Raw genomic sequence first — 21,674 nt, 5'->3', positions numbered from 1 at the left:
GCTGCCTGTCATCGACTCGCCTGCACTACTAAGTTCGCCTCCGGGCCGGAAATGGTTCAGCGGGTGGCCCGCGTCACCCGCCCACCGATCCTTATTTCTTCCTTAAGAGAGCAACCTTTTCGGTGTTTGCGCAGCTCAGCGGGCCTGCGCAGAAAGTAGTCAGCAGACTACGCAAAAAGTTCCGCCGGTGTTCATCCGATCCCGGGCCCGGCACGTAATCCGGGGAGGACACGGACCGGGGCCACGCAGGGGAAAGCAAGGCCGGGGACCGGGTCCAGCGCAGAGCTTGAGCGCGGGGCGTTCCCCACGGACGCCGGCGTCCCACTGCCCATGGGACGTGACCGCACCAAGGAAAACGAGGAGTCCATGGCCCGCTCGAAGAACAACAAGGCAACCGCCGCCTCCCGGGTCGCGGTCGAAGTCGGCTCCACCGGCACCCGATCGGCGTCGAAGCTCGAGGTGATCCTGCTCGTACTGAGCATCGGGGCCGCCATCTGGGCCGTCTCGATGATGACCACTCCCGGAAAAGTCGGGTACGTCTACTTCTTCTTCTACCTCGACTACTACATCGGCGTCGTCAGCCTGGTGTCGCTGTCCATCACCATCATGGTGGGGCTGGTCGCCACCGACCGGCTGGTGCTGAGCGTCCGCCAGCGGGTGCTGCTCCAGTCCGCACACCGCACCACCGGCGTGATCGCGGTCGGCGCCCTGGTCGCGCACGTCTGGACGAAGTTCGCCAAGGACTACATCGGCCTGCTCGACATCTTCGTCCCGTTCCTGACCGACGGGCTGAACAAGTGGTACATCGGCCTCGGCCCGATCGCCGGCTGGACCATGGTGCTGGTGATGTGGTCCGGCATCGCCCGGGCCCGGTTCATCGGCCGTGGCAAGCCCTGGATGTGGCGGGGTATCCACGCGATCTCCTACCTGATGTGGCCGATCGCCCTCACCCACGGCCTCTCCTCGGGCCGCCCGGCGGCCACCTGGGTCACCGTCAGCTACATCGTCTGCGTGCTCGGTGTGATCGTCGGTCTCGCGGTGCGCCTGTCGGTGAGCCTCAACCGCCGTAAGGACTTCGCCTCGCCGGCCGGTGTGGGCGCGGTCAAGCCGTCGGAGACCGGCACGCTGGTGCCGACCGCCCCGGCCCCGATCCGCCGCCCGGCCCGTCGCGAGGCCCCCCCGGTGGACCTGCTGGCCCCGGCCGGCGCCCCGGACGGTGGCGCGCCCACCCAGACGTGGAACCAGCCGCCGACCCGCCCGGTCAGCCCGGCGCCCGCTCCGGCGCCGGCCCCGGTCGAGGAGGACTACCCGCCGCGTGGCCGCCGTCAGGCCGAGCTGGAGGCGCCGCCCGCGCCGCGCCAGCGCCGGCCCGCCGAGGACGACGAGCGTTACGACACCCAGACCCGGATGTCGCGCCGTGACGTCGAGGACGAGCGTTACCGGTACGACGAGGAGCCGGCCCCCCGGTCCCGTGGTAGCCGTTCGCAGGAGGTCTACGACGAGGGCCCGCGCGGCCGCGGCCGCCGGTACGAGGACGACGAGCGCTACGACACCCAGACCCGGATGTCGCGCCGTGACGTCGAGTCGACCGGCACCCGGATGCGCCGCGACGACCCGGAGGCCACCGGCACCCGGATGCGCCGCGAGCCGGAGTACGACGAGCCCCGTTCCCGCCGCCGCGACGACGTCGAGGCGACCGGCACCCGGCTGGACGCGACCGGCACCCGGATGCGCCGTGAGCCGGAGTACGACGACCGCTCCCGTGGCCGTCGCCGCGCCGACGACGACTACGACGCGGCCCCCCGCGGGTCCCGCTCGGCCCGCTACGAGGAGCCCCGCTACGAGGAGCCCCGCTACCAGGAGCCCCGTTACGACGAGCCGCCCCGCCGGCAGAGCCGTAGCGAGTTCGTCGACCTGGCCGACGGTTCCGGTGGCGGCTACCCGGCCGACGACTCGGCGACCCTGGTCGACACGGGTTCCCGCCGGGCCCGGCGGGACGAACCGGGCCGTGGTGGCGGCCGCCGGGGTGGGCGCGACGACGCCGACGACGCCTACCTCTCCCAGCTCCGTGGTGACGTGAGGGACACGAATTGAGCACGGCACAGGTTCCCCCGGTCACGGCGATCGGCACGCCGCGGATCACCGCGGGATTCGACGAGTACGGTCGCCTCGACCTGCTGGCCCACCAGGAGGTGCACGGCGGCTTCGCGGCGCTCTCCTCGGGCGAGCTGATCGGCCTGGCCGACCGGATCGAGCTGCGCGGCCGCGGCGGCGCGGGTTTCCCGTTCGCCCGTAAGGTCCGCGCGGTGGTGGACTCGTGCCGCCGGCAGGAGCTGCCCCCGGTCATCGTGGTGAACGCCACCGAGGGTGAGCCGCCGTCCTGGAAGGACAAGGCGATCCTGACCCGCGGCCCGCACCTGATCCTGGACGGCGCGGCGCTGGCCGCCGCCGCCCTGGACGCCGAGGAGATCGTCATCGGCGTCGCCGACGACGGTGTCGGCCAGGAGTCGCTCGCCGCGGCGCTGGCCGAGCGCAAGATGCCCTGCCCGACCCGGATCGTCCTGGTGCCGCACCGGTTCATCTCCGGTGAGGGTGGCGCGCTGGTCCGCGGCATCAACGGCGAGGCGCACATCCCGCCCGGCCGCAAGGTCCGGTCCAGCGACAACGGCGTGATGGGCCTGCCCACCCTGCTGTCGAACGCGGAGACGTACTCGCAGCTCGCGATCGCGGCCCGGCTCGGGCCGTGGGAGTACAACGCGGTCGGCATCCCGGAGGAGCCGGGCACCGTGATGCTCACGGTCGGCGGCTCCGCGTCGGCCCCCGCCGTGGTCGAGGCGCCCACCGGCACCTCGCTCATGGAGGTGCTGGAGATGTGCGGCGCCGACATCGGCCCGGGCCTGCTGGTCGGCGGTTACCACGGCAAGTGGGTGAGCGCCGAGCAGGCGAAGACCATCCAGATCTCCCGCAAGGGGTTCGCGAAGGTCGGCGGCACCCTGGGCGCCGGCATGCTGATCCCGATCGGCTCCAAGACCTGCCCGCTCGGCGAGGTCGCCCAGGTCGTGCAGTACCTGGCCGGTGAGTCGGCCGGTCAGTGCGGCCCGTGCCGGATCGGTCTGCCCGACCTGGCCCGCGCGGTGACCCTGGTGTCGCTCGGCGGCAACGCGGTGGAGCAGGTGCGGCAGGCGGCCGGCCTGGTCAAGGGCCGGGGCGCGTGCAGCCACCCGGACGGCAGCTCGCGGTTCGCGCTGTCCGCGCTGGAGGTCTTCCGCGCCGACGTGCAGGCGCACTCCAACGGCGAGGGCTGCGGCAAACCGGTGCGCGGCATCCTGCCGCTGCCGTACACGGCCGAGAAGGGGGCGCGCAAGCTGGCCCTGGACTGGTCGCGGTGCGACGGCCACGGGCTCTGCTCGGCGGTGGCCCCGGAGATCATCCGGCTGGACCACAACGGGTTCCCGGCGTTCCCCCAGACGCCGCTGCCGCCGTGGCTGGAGGACGGCGCCCGCAAGGCGGTCAACGTCTGCCCGGCGCTCGCGCTGCGGCTGACCGAGCCCACCACGGCCAAATGACGAGGCGGCGCGCGTCACGCGTACCCCGGCTGGTTTCGATCATGCTGGCGGCCGCCATCGCGGCAACCGGCTGCGGCACCACACCGGACGCGTCTCCCGCGCCCGCCACGAGTTCCGGGCCCGTCACGAGCTCCGTGCCGGCGGCCACCGCGACCGCGAAAGCGGAAGCGGTGGCCGTGCCGAAGTCGCTCTCCTTCACCGGCACCACCCTCGCCGGCGAGAAGTTCGACGCGGCGAGTCTGGCCGGCAAGCCGGCCATCCTCTGGTTCTGGGCGCCCTGGTGCGCCACGTGCGCGAGCGAGGCGCAATCCCTGGGTGACATCCATTCCGAGTACGGCGACGAGCTCGCGATCCTGGGCATCGCCGGGATGGGCGGCACCGCGGAGATGAAGGAGTTCGTCGCCGACTTCGAACTGGAGTCGATCACGCACCTGAACGATCCCGGCGGCAAGCTGTGGAAGCGGTTCGGCATCGCGCAGCAGAGCTGGTACGTGATGGTGGACCGGACCGGGAAGATCGTCCACCGGGGTTACCTCGACGACCTCCAGCTCACCGGAAAGGTCCGCGAGCTCACCGCGTGAGGGTCAGGCGATCGGCGCCTTGCCCCGCAGGACGGTGAGGAACTCGCGCATCCACGCCGGGTGGTCCGGCCACGCCCGCCCGGTGACCAGAACGCCGTCGATCTGTGCCGCTCTGTCGGCGAAGGTGGCCCCGGCCGCGCGCACGTCCGGCGCGCAGGCCGGGTAGGCGCTGACCGTCCGCCCGCTCAGCACACCCGCCGCGGCCAGCACCAGCGGACCGTGGCAGAGGGCCGCGATCGGCTTGTCGGCCGCGGCGAAGTGCCGCACGATCCGCAGGCAGTCCTCGTCGTTGCGGATGTACTCCGGCGCCCGGCCGCCGGGCAGCACCAGCGCCGCGTAACCGGCCGGGTCCACGTCGGCGAAGGCCAGGTCGGCCGGCCAGCCGTGGCCCGGCTTCTCGGTGTAGGTGTCGAAACCGTCCACGAAGTCGTGCACCACGAACTGGAGTTTCTTGGCCGACGGGGCGGCGATGTGCACCTCGTACCCCTCCTCCAGGAGGCGCTGGTACGGGTACATCACCTCCAGATCCTCCGCCGCGTCACCGGTCAGGATCAGAATCTTTGCCATGGCCCCATCGTGTCCATGTCGTCACGGTGGGTCAACCGGGTGGCGGCGGGTTCGTCAGAAGGTGGTCGGGGTGGGCGAGAAGGCGGGCTTCTCGGCCGGCATCAGGATCCACAGCAGCGGGTAGACCAGGATCTGGCTGCCCGGGATGACGAAGAGGATCAGCACGAACAGCAGCCGGCCGATCCACGGGTCGAGGCCGAAGCGGCGGGAGAGGCCCGCGCACACGCCGGCGAGCATCCGGCCGTTCAGCGGGCGGACGAGACCCTGGCGGGCGAGCGTGTCGTGCACGGCGTTCATTGTGGACTCCTACTGTCACTGGTGGTGAAACCGTGACTCCATGGTGTGCCGGTGCGGGGGTCTCCGGCATCGGGTGGTGCCCCGATTCCTGTATCGGGGATCTCCATGAGGCCGCCGATATTTCCGGCCGGGACACGGCCCTATACAGTGCGATCGGCACGAAGGAGGAGCTGTCGGGGGGACGAGGATGGTCGATGCCGCACTGCCGGGCGAGCGGACACAACCGCTACGGCCGCGCGACCCGCGTAACCTGGGCGACTACGAGCTCGTCGGCCGCCTCGGCGAGGGTGGCATGGGCACCGTCTACCTGGCGAGAACCGGTGGGGGAGTGCTGGTCGCGGTCAAGATGGTCCGCGCCGACCTGGCCTACGACGACGAGTTCCGGCGCCGGTTCCGCAGCGAGGTGAACCGGGCCCGGCAGGTGCCGCCGTTCTGCACCGCCGAGGTGATCGACGCCGACCCCGACCACGAACACCCGTACCTGGTGGTCGAGTACGTGGACGGGCCCACCCTGGCCGACGTGGTCGAGCAGCGCGGCCCGTTGACCAGCGCCAACCTGCACGGTGTGGCGATCGGGGTGGCCACCGCGCTGACCGCCATCCACGGCGCCGGGGTGATCCACCGCGACCTCAAGCCGCGCAACGTGCTGCTGGCGCCGGGCAGCCCCAAGGTGATCGACTTCGGGATCGCCCGGGCCATGGAGGCGACCAGCGCCAACACGCGGACCGACCAGATGGTGGGCACCGTGGCGTACATGGCGCCCGAGCGGTTCAGCTCCGACCCGGGCACCCCGGTCACGCCGGCCGCCGACGTGTTCGCCTGGGGCAGCGTGGTGGCGTACGCGGGCACCGGCCACACCCCGTTCCGGGCCGACTCGCCGCCGGCCACCGCGGCCCGCATCCTCACCCAGCCGCCCCGCCTGGACGGGCTCAGCGGCCCGCTGCGCGACCTGGTGGCCCACGCCCTGGAGAAGGACCCCGCCAACCGGCCCAGCGCCCGTGAGCTGCTCGACCTGCTGATCTCCGGGGAGCGCCCGGCGGCCTCCGCGGCCGCCCTCGCGGACCAGCCCGCCCTGCGCGCGGCGGCGGTCGAGGCACAGGCCGTGACCGGGTTCGCGGCGGTGCCGGAGACGGCCGGCGGGAGCGTGCCGACCCTGGACATCCCGCCCGGCATGGTCGGCTACGACGAGAACTCGATCATCACCGTGCCGATCTCGGCGCCCCCGGGGCACACCCGGCTCACCGGCCCGCCGCCGTCCGAGCCGGGCCGCCGCTGGGCGCTGCCGGTCGCGGTGGCCTTCCTGATCCTCGCGGTGGTCGCCGGAGCGGTCATGCTGGCCCTCGCGATGCGCCCGGACTCCGGCCGGGACACGGCGGCCGATCCCACGACCACGCCCAGCGACGACACGGCCGTGCCCGCCGACCGCCCGTGGATGGAGGACACGCTGCGGCAGCAGTCCTACTGGCGGCCCAGCGACCAGGCCGGCGAGGGCAACTGCCACTTCGACGGCGGCCTGGTGGTGCACCGCGACAGCGTGGGCACCTACAAGTGCAAGGGCCCGGAGGACGAACTGCCGCCGGACCTGCGGATCGAGACCGGCGTGCGGCTGCTCACTCCGGACAGCTGCGCGGCGATCTGGTTCCGCAACGTGAAACAGGACGGCTACCAGGTCCGCGTCTGTGAGAACAACATCTACCTCGGCGTGCACAGCAACGACGGCAAGGTGTCGGTGGTCAAGACCATGCCGCTGGGCGCGCCGGTCGCGCTGAACGCCGAACCCACCCTGATCACCCTGGCCGTCGAGGGTGACACGGTGCAGGTGTCGCGCGACGGCGTACGGGTCGGCGATGCTCCGCTGGAGAAGGGCTTCGGGATCGGCCGGGTGCTGCTCGGCATCTACAACGAGCGGGACGCGCCGGACGAGGGCCGGTACGAGGTGGCCTTCACCGACCTCAGGATCTGGAAGCTGTGACGGCACGGGCCCGGGCGAGACGCCCGGGCCCGTGATCCGTTCGGCCGCTCAGTCCTTGGTGAGGCCGGCCCGGCGCAGCGCGTCGGCCATGGCGCTGTTGCCGATGCTGTTGCCGCCGCCCTGACCGCCCCGCTGGCCGCCGCCCTGCCGTGGCTGGCGCTGTCCGCCACCCTGCCGGCCCTGGCCGCCCTGACCGCGGCCCTGACCGCCCTGGCCGCCCGGTCCACTCTGGCCGCGGTCGTCGCGGTTGCGGCCGCCGCCCTGCCGCGGCTCGTCGGTGAGGCGCATGGACAGCGAGATCCGCTTGCGGACCGGGTCCACCTCCAGGACGCGGACCTTCACCACGTCACCGGACTTGACCACCTCGCGCGGGTCCTGGACGAACTTGTCGGACAGCGCCGACACGTGCACGAGACCGTCCTGGTGCACGCCGATGTCGACGAACGCGCCGAACGCGGCCACGTTGGTGACCTGACCCTCCAGGATCATGCCCGGCTTCAGGTCGGCGATCTTCTCGACGCCCTCGGCGAAGGTGGCCGTGGTGAACGCCGGACGCGGGTCGCGGCCCGGCTTCTCCAGCTCCTTGAGGATGTCCGTGATGGTCGGCAGGCCGACCGTGTCGGTCACGAACCGGTCCGGCCGGATCGCCTTGAGCAGCGGGCTGTTGCCGATCATCGTCTTCACGTCCGAGCCGGCGTCGGCCGCGATCGTGCGGACCAGCGGGTACGACTCCGGGTGCACGCTGGAGAAGTCGAGCGGGTCCGCGCCGTCACGGATCCGCAGGAAGCCGGCGCACTGCTCGAACGCCTTCGGGCCGAGCCGGGCCACCTTCTTGATCTCCTGGCGGCTCTTGAACGGGCCGTTGGAGTCGCGGTGCAGCACGATGTTCTCGGCCAGGCCCGCGGTGATGCCGGAGACCCGGGTGAGCAGTGGCGCGGAGGCGGTGTTGATGTCGACGCCGACGCCGTTCACACAGTCCTCGACCACCGCGTCCAGCGACCGGGCCAGCTTCACCTCGGAGATGTCGTGCTGGTACTGGCCGACACCGATGGACTTCGGGTCGATCTTCACAAGCTCGGCGAGCGGGTCCTGGAGGCGGCGGGCGATGGAGACCGCGCCGCGCAGCGACACGTCCAGGCCGGGCAGCTCCTGCGAGGCGTACGCCGACGCGGAGTAGACCGACGCGCCCGCCTCGGAGACGACCACCTTCGTCAGCTTGGCGTCCGGGTGCCGTTTGATCAGCTCGGTGGCCAGCCTGTCGGTCTCCCGGGAGGCGGTGCCGTTGCCGATCGCGATCAGCTCGACGTCGTGCTTCGACGCCAGCGCGGCCAGCCGGTGGATCGACTCGTCCCACTTGTTCTGCGGCACGTGCGGGTAGATCGTGTCGGTCGCCACCACCTTGCCGGTGGCGTCCACGACCGCGACCTTCACCCCGGTACGGAAGCCCGGGTCCAGCCCCATCGTGGCGCGGGTGCCGGCCGGCGCGGCCAGCAGCAGGTCACGCAGGTTCGCCGCGAAGACGCGCACCGCCTCGTCCTCGGCCGCCTCCCGCAGCCGGACCCGCAGGTCGGCGCCGAGGTGGATGAGGATCCGGGTGCGCCAGGCCCAGCGGACCGTGTCGACCAGCCACCGGTCGCCGGGCCGGCCCTGGTCGCTGATCCCGTTGCGGCCGGCGATGCGGCCCTCGAAGTAGCCCTCGTCCTCCTCCGGGTGCGGCTCCATGGTGAGGTCGAGGACGTCCTCCTTCTCGCCGCGCAGCATCGCCAGGATCCGGTGCGAGGGGAGCTTGGAGTACGGCTCGGCGAAGTCGAAGTAGTCGGAGAACTTCGCCCCGTCGGTCTGCTTGCCGTCGCGAACCTTGGCGACCAGCCGGCCCCGTGTCCACATCTGCTCACGCAGGTCACCGATCAGGTCGGCGTCCTCGGCGAACCGCTCGATCAGGATGGCCCGCGCCCCGTCCAGGGCGGCCTGCGCGTCGGCCACACCCTTCTCGGCGTCCACGAACGCCGCTGCGGCCGCTTTCGGGTCGACCGAGGGGTCGCCCAGCAGTCCCTCGGCGAGCGGCTCCAGGCCGGCCTCACGGGCGATCATCGCCTTGGTGCGCCGCTTCGGCTTGAACGGCAGATAGATGTCCTCCAGCCGGGCCTTCGTGTCGGCCTCGAGGATCTGCCGCTCCAGGGCGTCGTCGAGCTTGCCCTGGGCGCGGATCGACTCCAGCACCGCGGCCCGCCGGTCCTCCAGCTCCCGCAGGTAGCCCAGGCGCTCCTCGAGCGTGCGCAGCTGGGCGTCGTCGAGCGTGCCGGTCACCTCCTTGCGGTAGCGGGCGATGAACGGCACCGTGGCCCCGCCGTCGAGCAGCTCGACCGCGGCGGTGACCTGACCTTCCCGTACCCCGAGCTCCGAGGCGATGCGCTGATGGATAGCTGTCGTCACGCCGACGATTGTTACCGAGGCCGCCGCGGGTTGTCGCGCCGCCCCGCAGGGTCGCTCGCCCGGTCGACCCCCGGCGGACGCCGCGGGCCGATTCCACGGACGTGACGAGCACGATGTGGTACGCCCGGCGATGTCCGATTCCGCCCCGCTGTCTCGCCGTGCGTACCCCGATGTCGCGAATGTCACGAGGGCCCGCCGCGGCGGCCGCCGGAGGCCGCGACCGGCCGAACCCGGCCCGCCGGCCGCCGCCCGGCCCCGAAAAGGGGCCATGACCTGCGGCATCACCGCTTTCGGAGGGGGTTTCGGCCGGGGCCGCCCGGAGCGTCCCGGGCGGTACTCGATGACACTTGGTAGGAGGTACTAGAGACAACCGAATTGGCCTTTGGCACTCTTGTCACATGACGCTTGCTGTCCGGGCGGTCGCCGCCACTGATCAGGGCCTGATCCGGTCCAACAACGAAGACGCCGTCTTCGTCGGTAATCGACTCTTCGTGGTGGCGGACGGCATGGGCGGGCTGCCCGCCGGAGAGCTGGCGAGCGACATCCTCGTGCAGACGCTCAGCGCCGTCGACTCGACGCCGGACACCGGCGAGCCCCTGCAGGATCTGATCAGCGCCCTCCAGACCGCCAACGAGCGGATCGAGGCCGCCGTGGCCGACGACGACGCCCGCGACGGCATGGGCACCACGGTCACCGCGCTGCTGCTCTCCGGCGACCGGCTGGCCGCCCTCAACGTCGGCGACTCCCGCTGCTACCTGCTCCGCGACGGCGAGTTCACCCAGCTCACCCGGGACGACACCTACGTGCAGGCGCTCGTCGACCAGGGCGTGCTCACCCCCGACGACGCCCGCCGTCACCCGCAGCGCGCCCTGGTCACCCAGGCCGTGCAGGGCGGGCCCTTCCGCCCGGCCGGCCGGATGATCGCCGCCCGCGCCGGTGACCGTTACCTGCTGTGCAGCGACGGCCTCTCCGACTACGTCGAGGACGCGGTCATCGCCCAGACGCTGCGCGAGGTCGCCGACCGCAAGAGCTGCGCCGCCGAGCTGGTCAACCGCACCCTGGAGAACGGCGCACCCGACAACGTGACCGTCATCGTCGCCGACGTCATCGACATCTAGGCCTCGTCGAGGCGGGTGATGAGGGTTTTCGGGGCCACCGTGCGGAAGGCGTCCTCGCAGAGCTCGGCGATCTCGGACCAGTCCGGATCCCGGTCCAGGCGGACGCCGAGCCAGCCGCGGTGGCCCACGTAGGGTGGCCGGAAGAACCGCCGTGGGTCGGCGGCGATCAGCTCCTGCTGCGCGCCGGGCGGAGCGGCGCACCACAGGTGCGGGAAGTCGTGGTCGTGGTGCCCGCCGGGCCACAGCATCACGAACTGCGGCCTGTCGCGGACGAAGAAGGCGGGCGCCCCATGGCTGGGGCGCTCGGTCGCCTCGGGCAGGGCGAGGCAGATCTCGCGGACGCGCTCGGTCGAGTCCATGCCCCGCAGTCTGCCGGACGGGTGTGACATATCCTCGGCGCGTGCTGATGGCGACCGAGCGACTGATCCTGCGGCGATTCCGGGCCTCGGACGCGCCGGTCCTGGCGGAGTACCGGTCGGACCCCGCGGTGGCGCGTTACCAGCCGTGGGACGCGCCGTTCCCGCTGGAGAAGGCGGAGGCCGCGGTCCGCGCCTACGCCGAGGCGTCGCCCGACACCCCGGGCCACTTCCAGTACGCGGTCGAGCTCGCCGCGGAACAGGCGCTGATCGGTGACGTGTACGTGCGGCTGCACGACAACCTCCGGCAGGCGGAGATCGGGTTCAGCTTCGCCACGGCGTACCAGAAACGGGGTTTCGCGACCGAGGCCGTGAGCGCCGTGCTGAACCGCCTGTTCCGCAGGGACGGTTTCCACAAGGTCACGGGGGAGTGCGACCTGCGGAACACCCGGTCGGCGGCCCTGCTGGAACGGCTCGGTTTCCGCCGTGAGGGCCTGCTGCGGCAGCAGACCCTCATCAAGGGCGAGTGGACCGACGACCTCCTCTACGGCCTGCTCGCCACCGAGTGGAGCGGCGAGCCGGCACGGTAGCGGTCAGCCCTCGTGCTTGAGCCAGACGGCGCCGAGCGGGGGCACCCGCAGCGAGACCGAGGCGTCGAAACCGTGCCAGGCGAGGTGCTCGGCCTCGACCGCGCCCATGTTGCCGACGCCGGAGCCGCCGTAGAGCTCGCTGTCGGTGTTGATCACCTCGGTCCAGCGGCCGGCCCGCGGAAGGCCGATGCGGTAGTCCTCGTGCGGGACGGCGGCGAAGTTGACGATGCACGCCAGGGTGTCGCCGTTCGGGGCGAACCGGATGAACGAGAACGTGTTGTGGTGCGAGTCCTCACTCGTGATCCACCGGAAGCCGGACGGGCCGGTGTCCTGCGTCCAGATGGCCGGGGTTTCCCGGTAGACCCGGTTCAGGTCGGTGACCAGCCGCTTCACGCCGGCGTGCTGCTCGTCGCCGAGCAGGTGCCAGTGCAGGCCGCCGCCCTCGTTCCACTCGAACTCGTCGCCCATCTCGGAGCCCATGAAGAGCAGCTGCTTGCCGGTGAAGGCCCACATGAAGCCGAGCAGCGCGCGGGTGTTGGCCAGCTTCTGCCACAGGTCGCCGGGCATCTTGCCGGTCAGTGAGCCCTTGCCGTGCACCACCTCGTCGTGGCTGATCGGCAAGACGTAGTTCTCGCTCCAGGCGTAGACGGTGGCGAAGGTCATCTGGTGGTGGTGCCACTGCCGGTAGATCGGCTCCTTCTCCATGTAGGAGAGGGTGTCGTTCATCCAGCCCATGTTCCATTTGAAGCCGAACCCGAGACCGCCCAGGTGGGTGGGGCGGGTGACGCCCGGCCACGCGGTCGACTCCTCGGCGATGGTGACCACCCCGGGGTGGTGCTTGTAGACGGTCGCGTTCATCTCCTGGAGGAAGCTGATCGCGTCCAGGTTCTCCCGGCCGCCGTACTGGTTCGGGGTCCACTCGCCGTCCTTGCGCGAGTAGTCCAGGTAGAGCATCGAGGCCACCGCGTCGACCCGCAGCCCGTCGGCGTGGAACTCCTCGCACCAGTAGAGGGCGTTGGCCACCAGGAAGTTGCGGACCTCCTTGCGGCCGAAGTCGAAGACGTACGTGCCCCAGTCCGGGTGCTCGCCGCGCCGCCAGTCGCCGTGCTCGTAGAGCGGGGTCCCGTCGAACCGGGCCAGCGCCCACTCGTCCTTCGGGAAGTGGGCCGGCACCCAGTCCAGGATCACGCCGATGCCGGCCTGGTGCAGCTTGTCGACCAGGTGCCGGAACTCGTCGGGCGTGCCGAACCGGGAGGTCGGCGCGTAGTAGCCGGTGACCTGGTAACCCCACGAGCCGCCGAACGGGTGCTCCATCACCGGCATCAGCTCGACGTGGGTGAACCCGGTCTCCACCACGTAGTCGACCAGCTGCTCGGCCAGCTCGACGTAGGTGAGACCGGGCCGCCACGAGCCCAGGTGCACCTCGTAGACGCTGATCGGCTCCTGGTGCCACGACCGACGGGACCGCTCCCGCATCCACTGCTCGTCGTGCCACCGGTAGGACGACTGGAACACCACCGACGCGGTGGCCGGTGGCACCTCGGTGTGCTGGGCCAGCGGGTCGGCGTGCTCGCGCCAGACCCCGTCCCGGCCGAGGATCTTGAACTTGTACTTGGTGCCGAGATGCGCCGTCGGGACGTAGATCTCCCAGACGCCGCTGGAGCCGAGCGACCGCATCGGCCACCCGTCGTACGGCCCCCAGCCCGCGAAGTCGCCGATCACCTGCACGCCCCGGGCACTCGGCGCCCACACCGCGAAGGCGACCCCGGTGCCGTGCGGCCGCGCGCCCAGCACCTGCCACAGCTTCTCGTGCCGGCCCTCACCGATCAGGTGCAGGTCCAGCTCGCCGAGGGTGGGCGGATGCCGGTACGGGTCGTCGCACTCCACCCCGTCCACGTCGAGCCGGTAGTCCAGCACGGTGCCGGGCAGCTCGGCCGCGAAGATCCCGTCCTCGTGCACCTTCGTCGTCTCGTGGCGCTCCCCGTCGTGCAGGACGGCCACCCTCTCGGCGCCCTTGCGCAGGGTACGGATGACGGTGCGCCCGCCGTGCGGATGCGCGCCCAGGACGGCGTGCGGATCGTGGGTGTCCCCGGCGATCACGCTGTTCATGGCCCGCTGGTCGGCGGCGAGGGGAGAGGTGGACTGGCCTATCATGATCTCGGGTTGCCCTCCGGGGTTCATCCGACGAGCCTGGCGATCGACCGCAGGGGGATCCGCAGCCAGCCGGGCCGGTGCCGGGCTTCGTAGGCGGCCTCGTAGACCGCCTTGTCCAGCTCGTACGCCGCCAGCAGCGCACCGTGCACGCGCGGGTCGGTGCCCGCCACGTGCGTGTATCCGTCGCAGAACGCGGTCCGGTTGCGGTCCACCCACTCCCGGGCGCGCGCCGCGAGATGCTCGTCCTCGTCCTGGTCGACCAGCAGCTGATAGGCCGCGTACTCGTAGGAGCGCAGCACCCCGGCCACGTCACGCAGCGGCGAGTCGGGCAGCCGGCGCTCGTCCAGTGGCTGGCCCGGCTCGCCCTCGAAGTCGATCAGCAGCCACGCCTCCGGGGTGCGCAGCACCTGCCCGAGATGCAGATCGCCGTGGATGCGCTGGATCTCGACCTGCTCGCCGGTCAGCGCGGTGAACCGGTCGGTGATCGCCGGAACGTACCGCTGCACCTCGGGCACCGCGGTGGCGGCGGTGCGCAGCCGGGCCAGCACGGCGTCGAGCGGGAACGGCGACGGGCCGCTGCCCAGCTCCGCGGCGAGCGTCAGGTGTACCGAGGCGACCGCCTCACCGAGCCGGAACGACTCGCCCTGGAAGTCGCCGCCCACCTCGTCGGCCGCGTACGCCGCGTCGGCGAACAGGTCCCGCGCCGACGCGGTCGCCATGGCCCAGCCCTCGGCCGAGTTGTCCGCGTACTGGGTGAGCATGCCGAGCGAGCAGTCGTCGGCCTGGAAGGAGCCGAGAAGGCGGGCCACGTGCGCGTTCCCGGCCCGGCCGAGCACCCGGTTCAGCTCGATGTCCGGGTTGACGCCGCCGGTGACCCGGCGGAACAGCTTGAGGATCGCGTCCTGCTCGAAGATGACGCTGGTGTTGCTCTGCTCCGCGTCGAACACCCGTGGCCAGGCCTCCAGCGGCAGCGTGATGCCGGGCTCCCGGTCGAAGGTGATGTCGCCGACCGGCTCGGACCGGTCGATCAGCCCCAGGAGATGCCGGGCCGCCGCCGGATCGTAGAGGGCGTCGTAGCCGGTCCGGCCGTCGTCGGTGGTGCCGATGGTGGCGATCGCGCTGTACTCCGGTATCGGGCCGGCGCCCCAGCCGACCAGGACCTGGTAGCGCTCGGAACTGCCGTCGGTGTACGCCACGTCGAGGAGGACCAGCTCCAGTTCCCCGCCCAGCGGCGTGGCGGCCGCCTGTTCGACCGAGGCGAGAACCCGGCTGCGGCCGGCGTACCAGCGCTGTTTCGGTAACCACTCGGCGAACGGCAGCGTCATTGCTTCTCCTCCGACCCGCACAACTGGAACCAGTAGAAGCCGTGGCCCGGAAGGGTCAAGAGGTACGGCAACTGCCCGACCCGGGGGAAGTTGACGTGCCCGGTCAACTCCACCGGGGTGTATCCGTTCCAGTGCTGCAGATTCAGCTCGATCGGTTGCGGGAAGCGTGACAGGTTGTTGACGCAGAGCACCACATCGTCGCCGTGTTCGCGCAGATAGGCGAGAACCGACGGGTTGGAGCCGCCCAGCTCGCGGAACGTGCCGACGGCGAACGCCTCGTGCCGCCGGCGGACCGCCAGCATGGTCCGCGTCCAGTTCAGCAGGGACGTCGCGCTGTCCCGCTGGGCCTCCACGTTGACCGCCTGGTAGCCGTAGACCGGGTCCTGGTTGACCGGCAGGTAGAGGCGGCCCGGCGTGGCGGTGGAGAAGCCGGCGTTGCGGTCCGGCGTCCACTGCATCGGGGTCCGGACGCCGTCCCGGTCGCCGAGCCAGATGTTGTCGCCCATCCCTATCTCGTCGCCGTAGTAGAGCACCGGCGAGCCGGGCAGCGACAGCAGCAGGGCGGTGAACAGCTCGATCTGGTTGCGGTCGTTCTCCAGCAGCGGGGCCAGGCGGCGCCGGATGCCGACGTTCGCCTTCATCCGTGGGTCCTTGGCGTACTCCGAGTACATGTAGTCGCGCTCTTCGTCGGTGACCATCTCGAGCGTCAGCTCGTCGTGGTTGCGCAGGAAGATGCCCCACTGGCAGTTGTCCGGGATGGACGGTGTCTGCGCCAGGATCTCCGAGATCGGAAAGCGCGACTCCCGGCGGACGGCCATGAATATCCGTGGCATGAGCGGGAAGTGGAACGCCATGTGGCACTCGTCGCCACCGGACCTGGTGTCGCCGAAGTACTCCACCACGTCGGCCGGCCACTGGTTCGCCTCGGCCAGCAGCACCCGGCCCGGGAACTCGTCGTCGATCACCTTGCGGCAGTGCTTCAGGAACGCGTGGGTGGCCGGCAGGTTCTCGCAGTTGGTGCCCTCCTGCTCGAACAGGTACGGCACCGCGTCCAGCCGGAACCCGTCGATGCCGAGGTCCAGCCAGAACCGCAGGACGTCCAGCATGGCCTCCTGCACGGCCGGGTTCTCGTAGTTCAGGTCCGGCTGGTGCGAGAAGAACCGGTGCCAGTAGAACTGCCGGCGCACCGGGTCGAACGTCCAGTTCGACTCCTCGGTGTCGACGAAGATGATCCGCGCGTCCTTGTACTTCTCGCTGGTGTCGTTCCACACGTAGAAGTCGCCGTACGGCCCGTCCGGTTCGTGCCGGGACGCCTGGAACCACGGGTGCGAGTCGGACGTGTGGTTCATGACCAGGTCGGTGATCACCCGGATGCCGCGCTTGTGCGCCGCGTCCAGCAGGGCCACGAAGTCCTCGACCGTGCCGAACTCGGGCAGCACCTTGTAGAAGTCGCGGATGTCGTAGCCACCGTCACGCAGCGGCGAGTCGTAGAACGGTGGCAGCCAGAGGCAGTCCACCCCGAGCCATTGCAGATAGTCGAGCCGTTCGATGAGGCCGCGCAGATCGCCGGAGCCGTCGGTCCCCGAGTCGTAGAACGCCCGGCACAGCACCTCGTAGAAGACCGCCCGCTGAAACCAGGTGCGGTCCGCCGGAAGCGCGCGGGCATGACCGAAGTCGTCGGCGGTCGGGTGCTCGACCACCCCGCCCTCGGTGTGGCTGCCCTCGGCCGGATCGTGCTCGCTCGTCAGCTCCATCGAGTTCTCCCCCTACCCCGTCCTGACGACGAAGATGTGCGCCGGCTCGACGAAGGGGTCGATCCGGACCGCGTTGTACTGACCCCACTCGTACGTCGCGCCGGTGATCTGGTCGACCACCGTGAATCGTTCGTGCCAGTCCAGGCCCAGCGCGGGCATGTCCAGCGTGGTGTTGCCCCACTGCACGTTGCCGGAGTCGAACGAGCAGATGACCAGGACGGTGTTGCCGGTGGCGGGATCCCGCTTGGAGAAGCAGAGCAGCGCGCCGTTGTCGACCTCGTGGAAGCGGAGGTTCCGCAGCCACTGCAGGGCCGGGTTCTCGTCCCGGATCCGGTTCAGCTTCGTCAGGTACGGCGCCAGCGACCGCCCGGACCGCTCCGCCGCCGCCCAGTCACGTGGCTTCAGCTCGAACTTCTCGTTGTCGATGTACTCCTCGGCCCCCGGCCGGGGCACGTGCTCGAACAGTTCGTACCCCGAGTACATGCCCCAGGACGGGGTGAGCATCGAGGCCAGCACCGCGCGGATCTTGAACATCGGCGGCCCGCCGTGCTGGAGCGTCTCGTGCAGGATGTCCGGCGTGTTCGGCCAGAAGTTGGGCCGCATCCAGTCCGCCGAGGCGAGCAGCTGGCCCATGTACTCCCGCATCTCCTGCGCGGTGGTCCGCCAGGTGAAATAGGTGTACGACTGGGTGAAGCCGATCTTGCCGAGCCCGTTCATCATCGCCGGGCGGGTGAACGCCTCGGCCAGGAACAGCACGTCCGGGTCGGTCTCCTTGACCTTCGGGATCAGCCACTGCCAGAAGTTGACGGCCTTGGTGTGCGGGTTGTCGACCCGGAAGATCTTGACCCCGTTGTTCACCCAGTGCATCACCACGCGGTAGACCTCGTCACGCAGCGTGCGGTAGTCGTTGTCCCAGTTGATCGGGTAGATGTCCTGGTACTTCTTGGGCGGGTTCTCGGCGTACGCGATGGTGCCGTCCGCCTTCGTGGTGAAGAACTGCGGGAACCGCTTGACCCACGGGTGGTCCGGCGCGGCCTGGAGCGCCAGGTCCAGCGCCACCTCCATGCCGAGCTCTTCCGCCTTCTCCCGGAAATAGACGAAATCCTCCAGGGTGCCGAGCTGGGGGTGGATCGCGTCGTGGCCGCCCTCGGCCGACCCGATCGCCCACGGCGAGCCGACGTCCTCCGGCCGGGCCACCAGCGTGTTGTTGCGCCCCTTGCGGTTGACCCTGCCGATCGGGTGGATCGGCGGCAGATAGACCACGTTGAAGCCCATCGCCGCGATGGCCGGCAGCCGTCGCGCGGCGGTGCGGAACGTGCCGTGGACCACCGGGGTCGCGTCGGGGCCGATCTCGGCGCCCTCGGACCGGGGGAAGAACTCGTACCACGCCGAGTAGAGGGCCCGGGTGCGGTCCACCCAGATGGCGAACGAGCGGGTCGCGGTGACCAGGTGCCGCACCGGGTTGTGCCAGAGCAGCTCCTCCAGGTCCAGCGCCGGCGTGACCCGGGAGAACAGCGACTTCTGCTCGTCGCGCAGCGCGGCCGCCGCGTCGCGGACCAGGTCCTCCTGCTCGGCCGGCACGATCTTGGTGGCCAGGTCCAGCACGTCGGCGCCCTCGGCCAGGTCGTTCGCCAGGTCGTCGACGTCCTGACCGGCGCCGATCTTCTTCACCACGGCGTCGCGCCACGTCCGGTACGGGTCGTCGAACGCCTCCACCGTGAACGTCCACCGGCCGACCTGGTCCGGCCGGATCGCGGCGTGCCACTGGTCGAGGCCCGGCTCGCCCGGGGTCATCCGGGTGAACGGCCTGGTCTCGCCGTCGGGGCCGCGCCATACCACGTTCACCCCGAGCGCGTGGTGTCCTTCGCGATAGGACACCGCCGACACCGGGACCAGTTCGCCGACCACCGCTTTCGCGGGATAGCGGCCACCGGCGACCGCCGGCGTCACGTCTTCGATGGGGAAGCGACCGGTCATGATCTCCACCGTAGTCAGAGGGGCGCGGGAGGACTCGGCGACCGGGAAAACCACCGCCGGCGTCTCTGTGACTTCTCCGCAGTGGAGGCTTTGAAACGGCCGATCGCCGATGCGTCCCAACCTACCGGAGGGGGGTGCCCACGGCGCATCCAGACGCGGCCGCGCGCCGCCGGAAAACACGACAATTTCACCTGCTTGCAACAGGCGTTCATCTTTCCCGGGCGGAATCCGTGAAACGGCCCCGGCGAGCCGGATCAGGTTCGGCGGTACGCCGCCCGACGCTGCGGACGGGCCGCCGGCCGGCGTGGTCCCGGGAGCGTGTCGGTTGCCGTGCGTTGCCATCGAGGAACCCGGCTCAAGGAGGGCTCGTCGGCTCCGAGTTGTACTCCTGAACGCGAGCCGGCCCCGGCGAGCGCCTGATGGAGGAGAGCGACGTGGCTGGACCGTCCACCGCATTGTCCCCGGTGATCGCCGCCAGCACCCACTGGCTGGCCCGCGCCTACCCCGGGGGCGAGTCCAACACCGTGTCGCACACCCTCGCCGAGTTGCAGGCCCGGCAGGCCGTGACGGTCGCCGCCTGGCTGCGCTACCCGACCGAGATCGACGCCGCGCTGGTGGCGATCGCCGGCCCCGGCGGCTCCGCGATCCTCGACTGGAAGGCCGGCAGCGAGCCGGACGACGAGTTCGCCGAGGGCGAGGGCTGGCGCACCTGGGTCGACGAGGTCGTCGTCAGCTGGGCCGCCTGCCTGCTGGCCGACCCGCTGCTGGCCCGGCGCGGCGTGGACTCGGTGATCGCCGCCCTGCCGATGCCCGACCAACGGCCCCGGCCGGCCGGCCGGCGGGCCGGCGGGATGCCCACCGAGTTCCGCCGCCTGCTCCAGCCGGACAACCGTGACCGGGAGGCCGCCGCCCTGCTGCGCCACCCGGACCTCCTCGAGCCGATCGCCGCCCTGCACCGCGACACCCTGCTCTACCTGCTCGGTGCTGAGTTGAATGGCCTCGCTCCGCTCGGCGTGGATCACGCCCCTTAAGTCGGTGTCGAGGGCGCCGAAATCGACCACGCTTCGCTAGCCGATTTCGGAGCCCTCGACACCGACGGGCGCGATCCGACTCGGGTTGCGCCTCGAACCTCTTTGCTTTCCCCTCCCGAGGGCCATGGTTGTGGTCCGCCGGAACGGGAGGGGCTCGAAGGCCGCAAGGCCGGCACCGGATCTGTCCTCCTGGGTGCCGGCCTTGCGGCCTCCTTCGTTTCTGTTCGGGTCAGGCCAGGCGGGCCGGGAAACCGCCGGTGGCGATCGGGCCCCAGGACTCGATCGTCACCCGGATCAGGCACTTGCCCTGGTCCCGCATGGCCTGGCGGTACTCCTCCCAGTTCGGGTGCTCGCCGGAGATGCCGCGGAAATACTCCACCAGCGGCTCCAGCGCCTCCGGCAGGTCGAGCACCTCGGCGACGCCGTCCACCTGCACCCACGGGCCGTTCCACTCGTCCGACAGGACGCAGACGGAGACCCGTGGATCGCGGCGGGCGTTCGCCGTCTTCGCGCGTTCCGGATAGCTGGAGATGACGATCCGGCCCTCGGCGTCGACACCGCACGCGTTCGGCGACGACTGCGGGCGGCCGTCCTTACGGGTGGTCATCAGGATCGCCCGGTGCCGGGGCCGCAGGAACTCCAGCAGCCCGGCCCGGTCGACCCGGTTGTTCGTCGCGATCGAGCGCGCCATGCCCGTACCCCTCGTGTCTGTCAGAAGGCCGCGGCCGCGTTGACCGGGATCGCCCCCGGATGCTGGCCACCCGGACCGGCCGCGGCCTGATGCGCGGCCATGGCCGCGCCGATGAGGCCGGCGTTGTTGAGCAGGGTGGCCGGGACGATCGGTGTCTTGATGTCGATCAGCGGAAGGAACTTCTCCGACTTCTTGCTCACGCCGCCGCCGACGATGATCAGGCGGGGGGAGAGCAGCATCTCGACGTGGTGCAGGTAGCGCTCGACCCGGGCCGCCCACTGCTCCCAGCTCAGGCCCTCGGCCTCGCGGATCCGGTCGGAGGCGAGCAGTTCGGCGTCGGCGCCGTCGATCTCGACGTGGCCGAACTCGGTGTTGGGGATCAGGATCCCGTCCGAGAACAGGGCGCTGCCGATGCCGGTGCCGAAGGTCAGCATCATGACCAGGCCGGACTGGTCGCGGCCCGCCCCGAACGCCACCTCGGCCACCCCGGCCGCGTCGGCGTCGTTGAGCACCGTCACCGGCAGGCCGAGCCGCTGGGCGAAGATCTGGGCGGCCGGCGCGTCGAGCCAGGACTTGTCGACGTTGGCGGCGCTGCGGGTCACACCGTCGACCACCACGCCGGGGAACGTCACACCGACCCGGTCGAAGCCGCCGAACCTCGCGGCCACCTCGGCCACCGCCGCGGCGACGCTGTCCACGTCCGCGGGCTGCGGCGTGGGCACGCGGAATCGCTCGGCGAGCAACTCGCCGGTGGCCGGGTCGACCGGTGCGCCCTTCACGCCGGACCCGCCGATGTCGATACCGAGGATGGTCATGCGTCTTCCGTTCTTCCGGATGCCACTTCTGGTGGGTGTCTACCACGCGCGACCGACACTGAATCCCCCCGTCCCGGGACCGGCATGCCTGCCACCGCCGGGTGAATCCGCGCCGTGTTCCCCGCGTTTACGCAACGTCACTCATACTTTCGGCTATTCAGGCGTAGGCTTCTCGGTTAGCGTTGCATTTCAGAACGGTCGCCGCGTGCGGGCACGGCTCTCTGCCCGTCTGATGGAGGACCAGACATGACCGTGACCGAAGCGCCGCACCAGCCCGTGCACAGCGTGGCCGGTAACAGTGCGTCAGATCTGTTGGCCGCGATGGCCACCGCCTCACCGGGCCGGCACCGCGATCGGCTCCGCGCCCAGGCGATCGAGGCCTGGCTGCCGCTCGCCCGGCACCTCGCCCACCGCTACTCCGGCCGCGGCGAACCCACCGACGACCTC

The 21,674-nt window shown here is 70.9% G+C and carries 17 protein-coding genes and 1 pseudogene; 8 read left to right on the top strand and 10 right to left on the bottom strand.

Going from position 1 to position 21,674, the window contains the following annotated elements:
• Positions 1 to 366: 366 nt before the first annotated feature.
• Genes IEZ13_RS36070 through IEZ13_RS36060 form a run of 3 tightly spaced genes read left to right on the top strand, consistent with a single transcriptional unit; the run spans position 367 to position 4,147 of the window.
• Entirely contained in the window at positions 367 to 2,094 is a 1,728-nt protein-coding gene (locus IEZ13_RS36070; protein ID WP_183225645.1) for a translation initiation factor III, read from the top strand.
• Positions 2,091 to 3,566, top strand: coding sequence for an NADH-quinone oxidoreductase subunit NuoF family protein (locus IEZ13_RS36065; RefSeq protein ID WP_183225647.1), 1,476 nt, complete (start codon positions 2,091 to 2,093; stop codon positions 3,564 to 3,566). The genes IEZ13_RS36070 and IEZ13_RS36065 overlap by 4 nt, the downstream gene beginning before the upstream one ends.
• The gene (locus IEZ13_RS36060) at positions 3,563 to 4,147 is read left to right on the top strand and encodes a TlpA family protein disulfide reductase (RefSeq protein ID WP_229795474.1); all 585 of its coding nucleotides are present in this window, start codon (positions 3,563 to 3,565) and stop codon (positions 4,145 to 4,147) included. The genes IEZ13_RS36065 and IEZ13_RS36060 overlap by 4 nt, the downstream gene beginning before the upstream one ends.
• Before the next feature lie 3 nt (positions 4,148 to 4,150).
• On the opposite strand, the gene IEZ13_RS36055 is transcribed toward IEZ13_RS36060, so the two are convergent.
• Both IEZ13_RS36055 and IEZ13_RS36050 read right to left on the bottom strand, forming a co-directional pair.
• Complete coding sequence (locus IEZ13_RS36055; protein WP_183225649.1) at positions 4,151 to 4,714, bottom strand: DJ-1/PfpI family protein; 564 nt, start codon at positions 4,712 to 4,714, stop codon at positions 4,151 to 4,153.
• 54 nt (positions 4,715 to 4,768) lie between these two features.
• Complete coding sequence (locus IEZ13_RS36050) at positions 4,769 to 5,011, bottom strand: PspC domain-containing protein (protein ID WP_183225650.1); 243 nt, start codon at positions 5,009 to 5,011, stop codon at positions 4,769 to 4,771.
• Positions 5,012 to 5,198: 187 nt separating this feature from the next.
• Between IEZ13_RS36050 and IEZ13_RS36045 the strand changes: the two genes are divergently transcribed.
• Positions 5,199 to 6,983, top strand: coding sequence for a serine/threonine protein kinase (locus IEZ13_RS36045; protein WP_183225652.1), 1,785 nt, complete (start codon positions 5,199 to 5,201; stop codon positions 6,981 to 6,983).
• Between the two features lie 48 nt (positions 6,984 to 7,031).
• Here the strand turns inward: IEZ13_RS36045 and IEZ13_RS36040 are convergent, their stop codons facing one another.
• Positions 7,032 to 9,416, bottom strand: a complete 2,385-nt coding sequence (locus IEZ13_RS36040; protein ID WP_183225654.1) for a Tex family protein — start codon at positions 9,414 to 9,416, stop codon at positions 7,032 to 7,034.
• A 398-nt stretch (positions 9,417 to 9,814) separates the two neighbouring features.
• Between IEZ13_RS36040 and IEZ13_RS36035 the strand changes: the two genes are divergently transcribed.
• Positions 9,815 to 10,534, top strand: a complete 720-nt coding sequence (locus IEZ13_RS36035; protein WP_183225656.1) for a PP2C family protein-serine/threonine phosphatase — start codon at positions 9,815 to 9,817, stop codon at positions 10,532 to 10,534.
• Here the strand turns inward: IEZ13_RS36035 and IEZ13_RS36030 are convergent.
• Positions 10,531 to 10,893 carry an MmcQ/YjbR family DNA-binding protein gene (locus IEZ13_RS36030; RefSeq protein ID WP_183225658.1) on the bottom strand — a complete coding sequence of 121 codons (363 nt, stop codon included), beginning with the start codon at positions 10,891 to 10,893 and terminating at the stop codon, positions 10,531 to 10,533. The genes IEZ13_RS36035 and IEZ13_RS36030 overlap by 4 nt on opposite strands.
• Positions 10,894 to 10,940: 47 nt before the next feature.
• On the opposite strand from IEZ13_RS36030, the gene IEZ13_RS36025 reads away from it, so the two are divergent.
• On the top strand, positions 10,941 to 11,480 hold the full coding sequence (locus tag IEZ13_RS36025) for a GNAT family N-acetyltransferase (RefSeq protein WP_183225689.1): 540 nt from the start codon (positions 10,941 to 10,943) through the stop codon (positions 11,478 to 11,480).
• A 3-nt stretch (positions 11,481 to 11,483) separates the two neighbouring features.
• Here the strand turns inward: IEZ13_RS36025 and glgB are convergent, their stop codons facing one another.
• The 4 genes from glgB to IEZ13_RS36005 form a co-directional block, all read right to left on the bottom strand.
• Positions 11,484 to 13,589 (bottom strand): 1,4-alpha-glucan branching protein GlgB, encoded by a 2,106-nt coding sequence (glgB, locus tag IEZ13_RS36020; protein WP_183225688.1) that lies wholly within the window; start codon positions 13,587 to 13,589, stop codon positions 11,484 to 11,486.
• 68 nt (positions 13,590 to 13,657) lie between these two features.
• Entirely contained in the window at positions 13,658 to 14,959 is a 1,302-nt protein-coding gene (locus IEZ13_RS36015) for a maltokinase N-terminal cap-like domain-containing protein (RefSeq protein WP_183225660.1), read from the bottom strand.
• Entirely contained in the window at positions 14,956 to 16,713 is a 1,758-nt protein-coding gene (gene treS / locus IEZ13_RS36010; RefSeq protein ID WP_183225662.1) for a maltose alpha-D-glucosyltransferase, read from the bottom strand. The genes IEZ13_RS36015 and treS overlap by 4 nt, the downstream gene beginning before the upstream one ends.
• A 12-nt stretch (positions 16,714 to 16,725) precedes the next feature.
• Positions 16,726 to 18,690, bottom strand: coding sequence for an alpha-1,4-glucan--maltose-1-phosphate maltosyltransferase (locus tag IEZ13_RS36005; RefSeq protein WP_183225664.1), 1,965 nt, complete (start codon positions 18,688 to 18,690; stop codon positions 16,726 to 16,728).
• Between the two features lie 434 nt (positions 18,691 to 19,124).
• On the opposite strand from IEZ13_RS36005, the gene IEZ13_RS36000 reads away from it, so the two are divergent.
• Complete coding sequence (locus IEZ13_RS36000; RefSeq protein WP_183225666.1) at positions 19,125 to 19,721, top strand: hypothetical protein; 597 nt, start codon at positions 19,125 to 19,127, stop codon at positions 19,719 to 19,721.
• A 229-nt stretch (positions 19,722 to 19,950) separates the two neighbouring features.
• Here IEZ13_RS36000 and IEZ13_RS35995 read toward each other — a convergent pair whose 3' ends face one another.
• Both IEZ13_RS35995 and ppgK read right to left on the bottom strand, forming a co-directional pair.
• Positions 19,951 to 20,412, bottom strand: coding sequence for a PPOX class F420-dependent oxidoreductase (locus tag IEZ13_RS35995; protein ID WP_183225668.1), 462 nt, complete (start codon positions 20,410 to 20,412; stop codon positions 19,951 to 19,953).
• Positions 20,413 to 20,432: 20 nt separating this feature from the next.
• The gene (gene ppgK / locus IEZ13_RS35990; RefSeq protein ID WP_183225670.1) at positions 20,433 to 21,227 is read right to left on the bottom strand and encodes a polyphosphate--glucose phosphotransferase; all 795 of its coding nucleotides are present in this window, start codon (positions 21,225 to 21,227) and stop codon (positions 20,433 to 20,435) included.
• A 246-nt stretch (positions 21,228 to 21,473) separates the two neighbouring features.
• Here ppgK and IEZ13_RS35985 point away from each other — a divergent pair.
• Positions 21,474 to 21,674: pseudogene (locus tag IEZ13_RS35985) on the top strand (RNA polymerase sigma factor SigF); the annotation flags it as partial.

The sequence above is a fragment of the Actinoplanes campanulatus genome (assembly GCF_014647795.1).
In the GTDB taxonomy this organism is placed as follows: Bacteria; Actinomycetota; Actinomycetes; order Mycobacteriales; family Micromonosporaceae; genus Actinoplanes; species Actinoplanes campanulatus.
The sequence above is the reverse complement of the archived record's forward strand: the minus strand, read 5'-3'. Positions and strand labels throughout refer to the sequence as shown.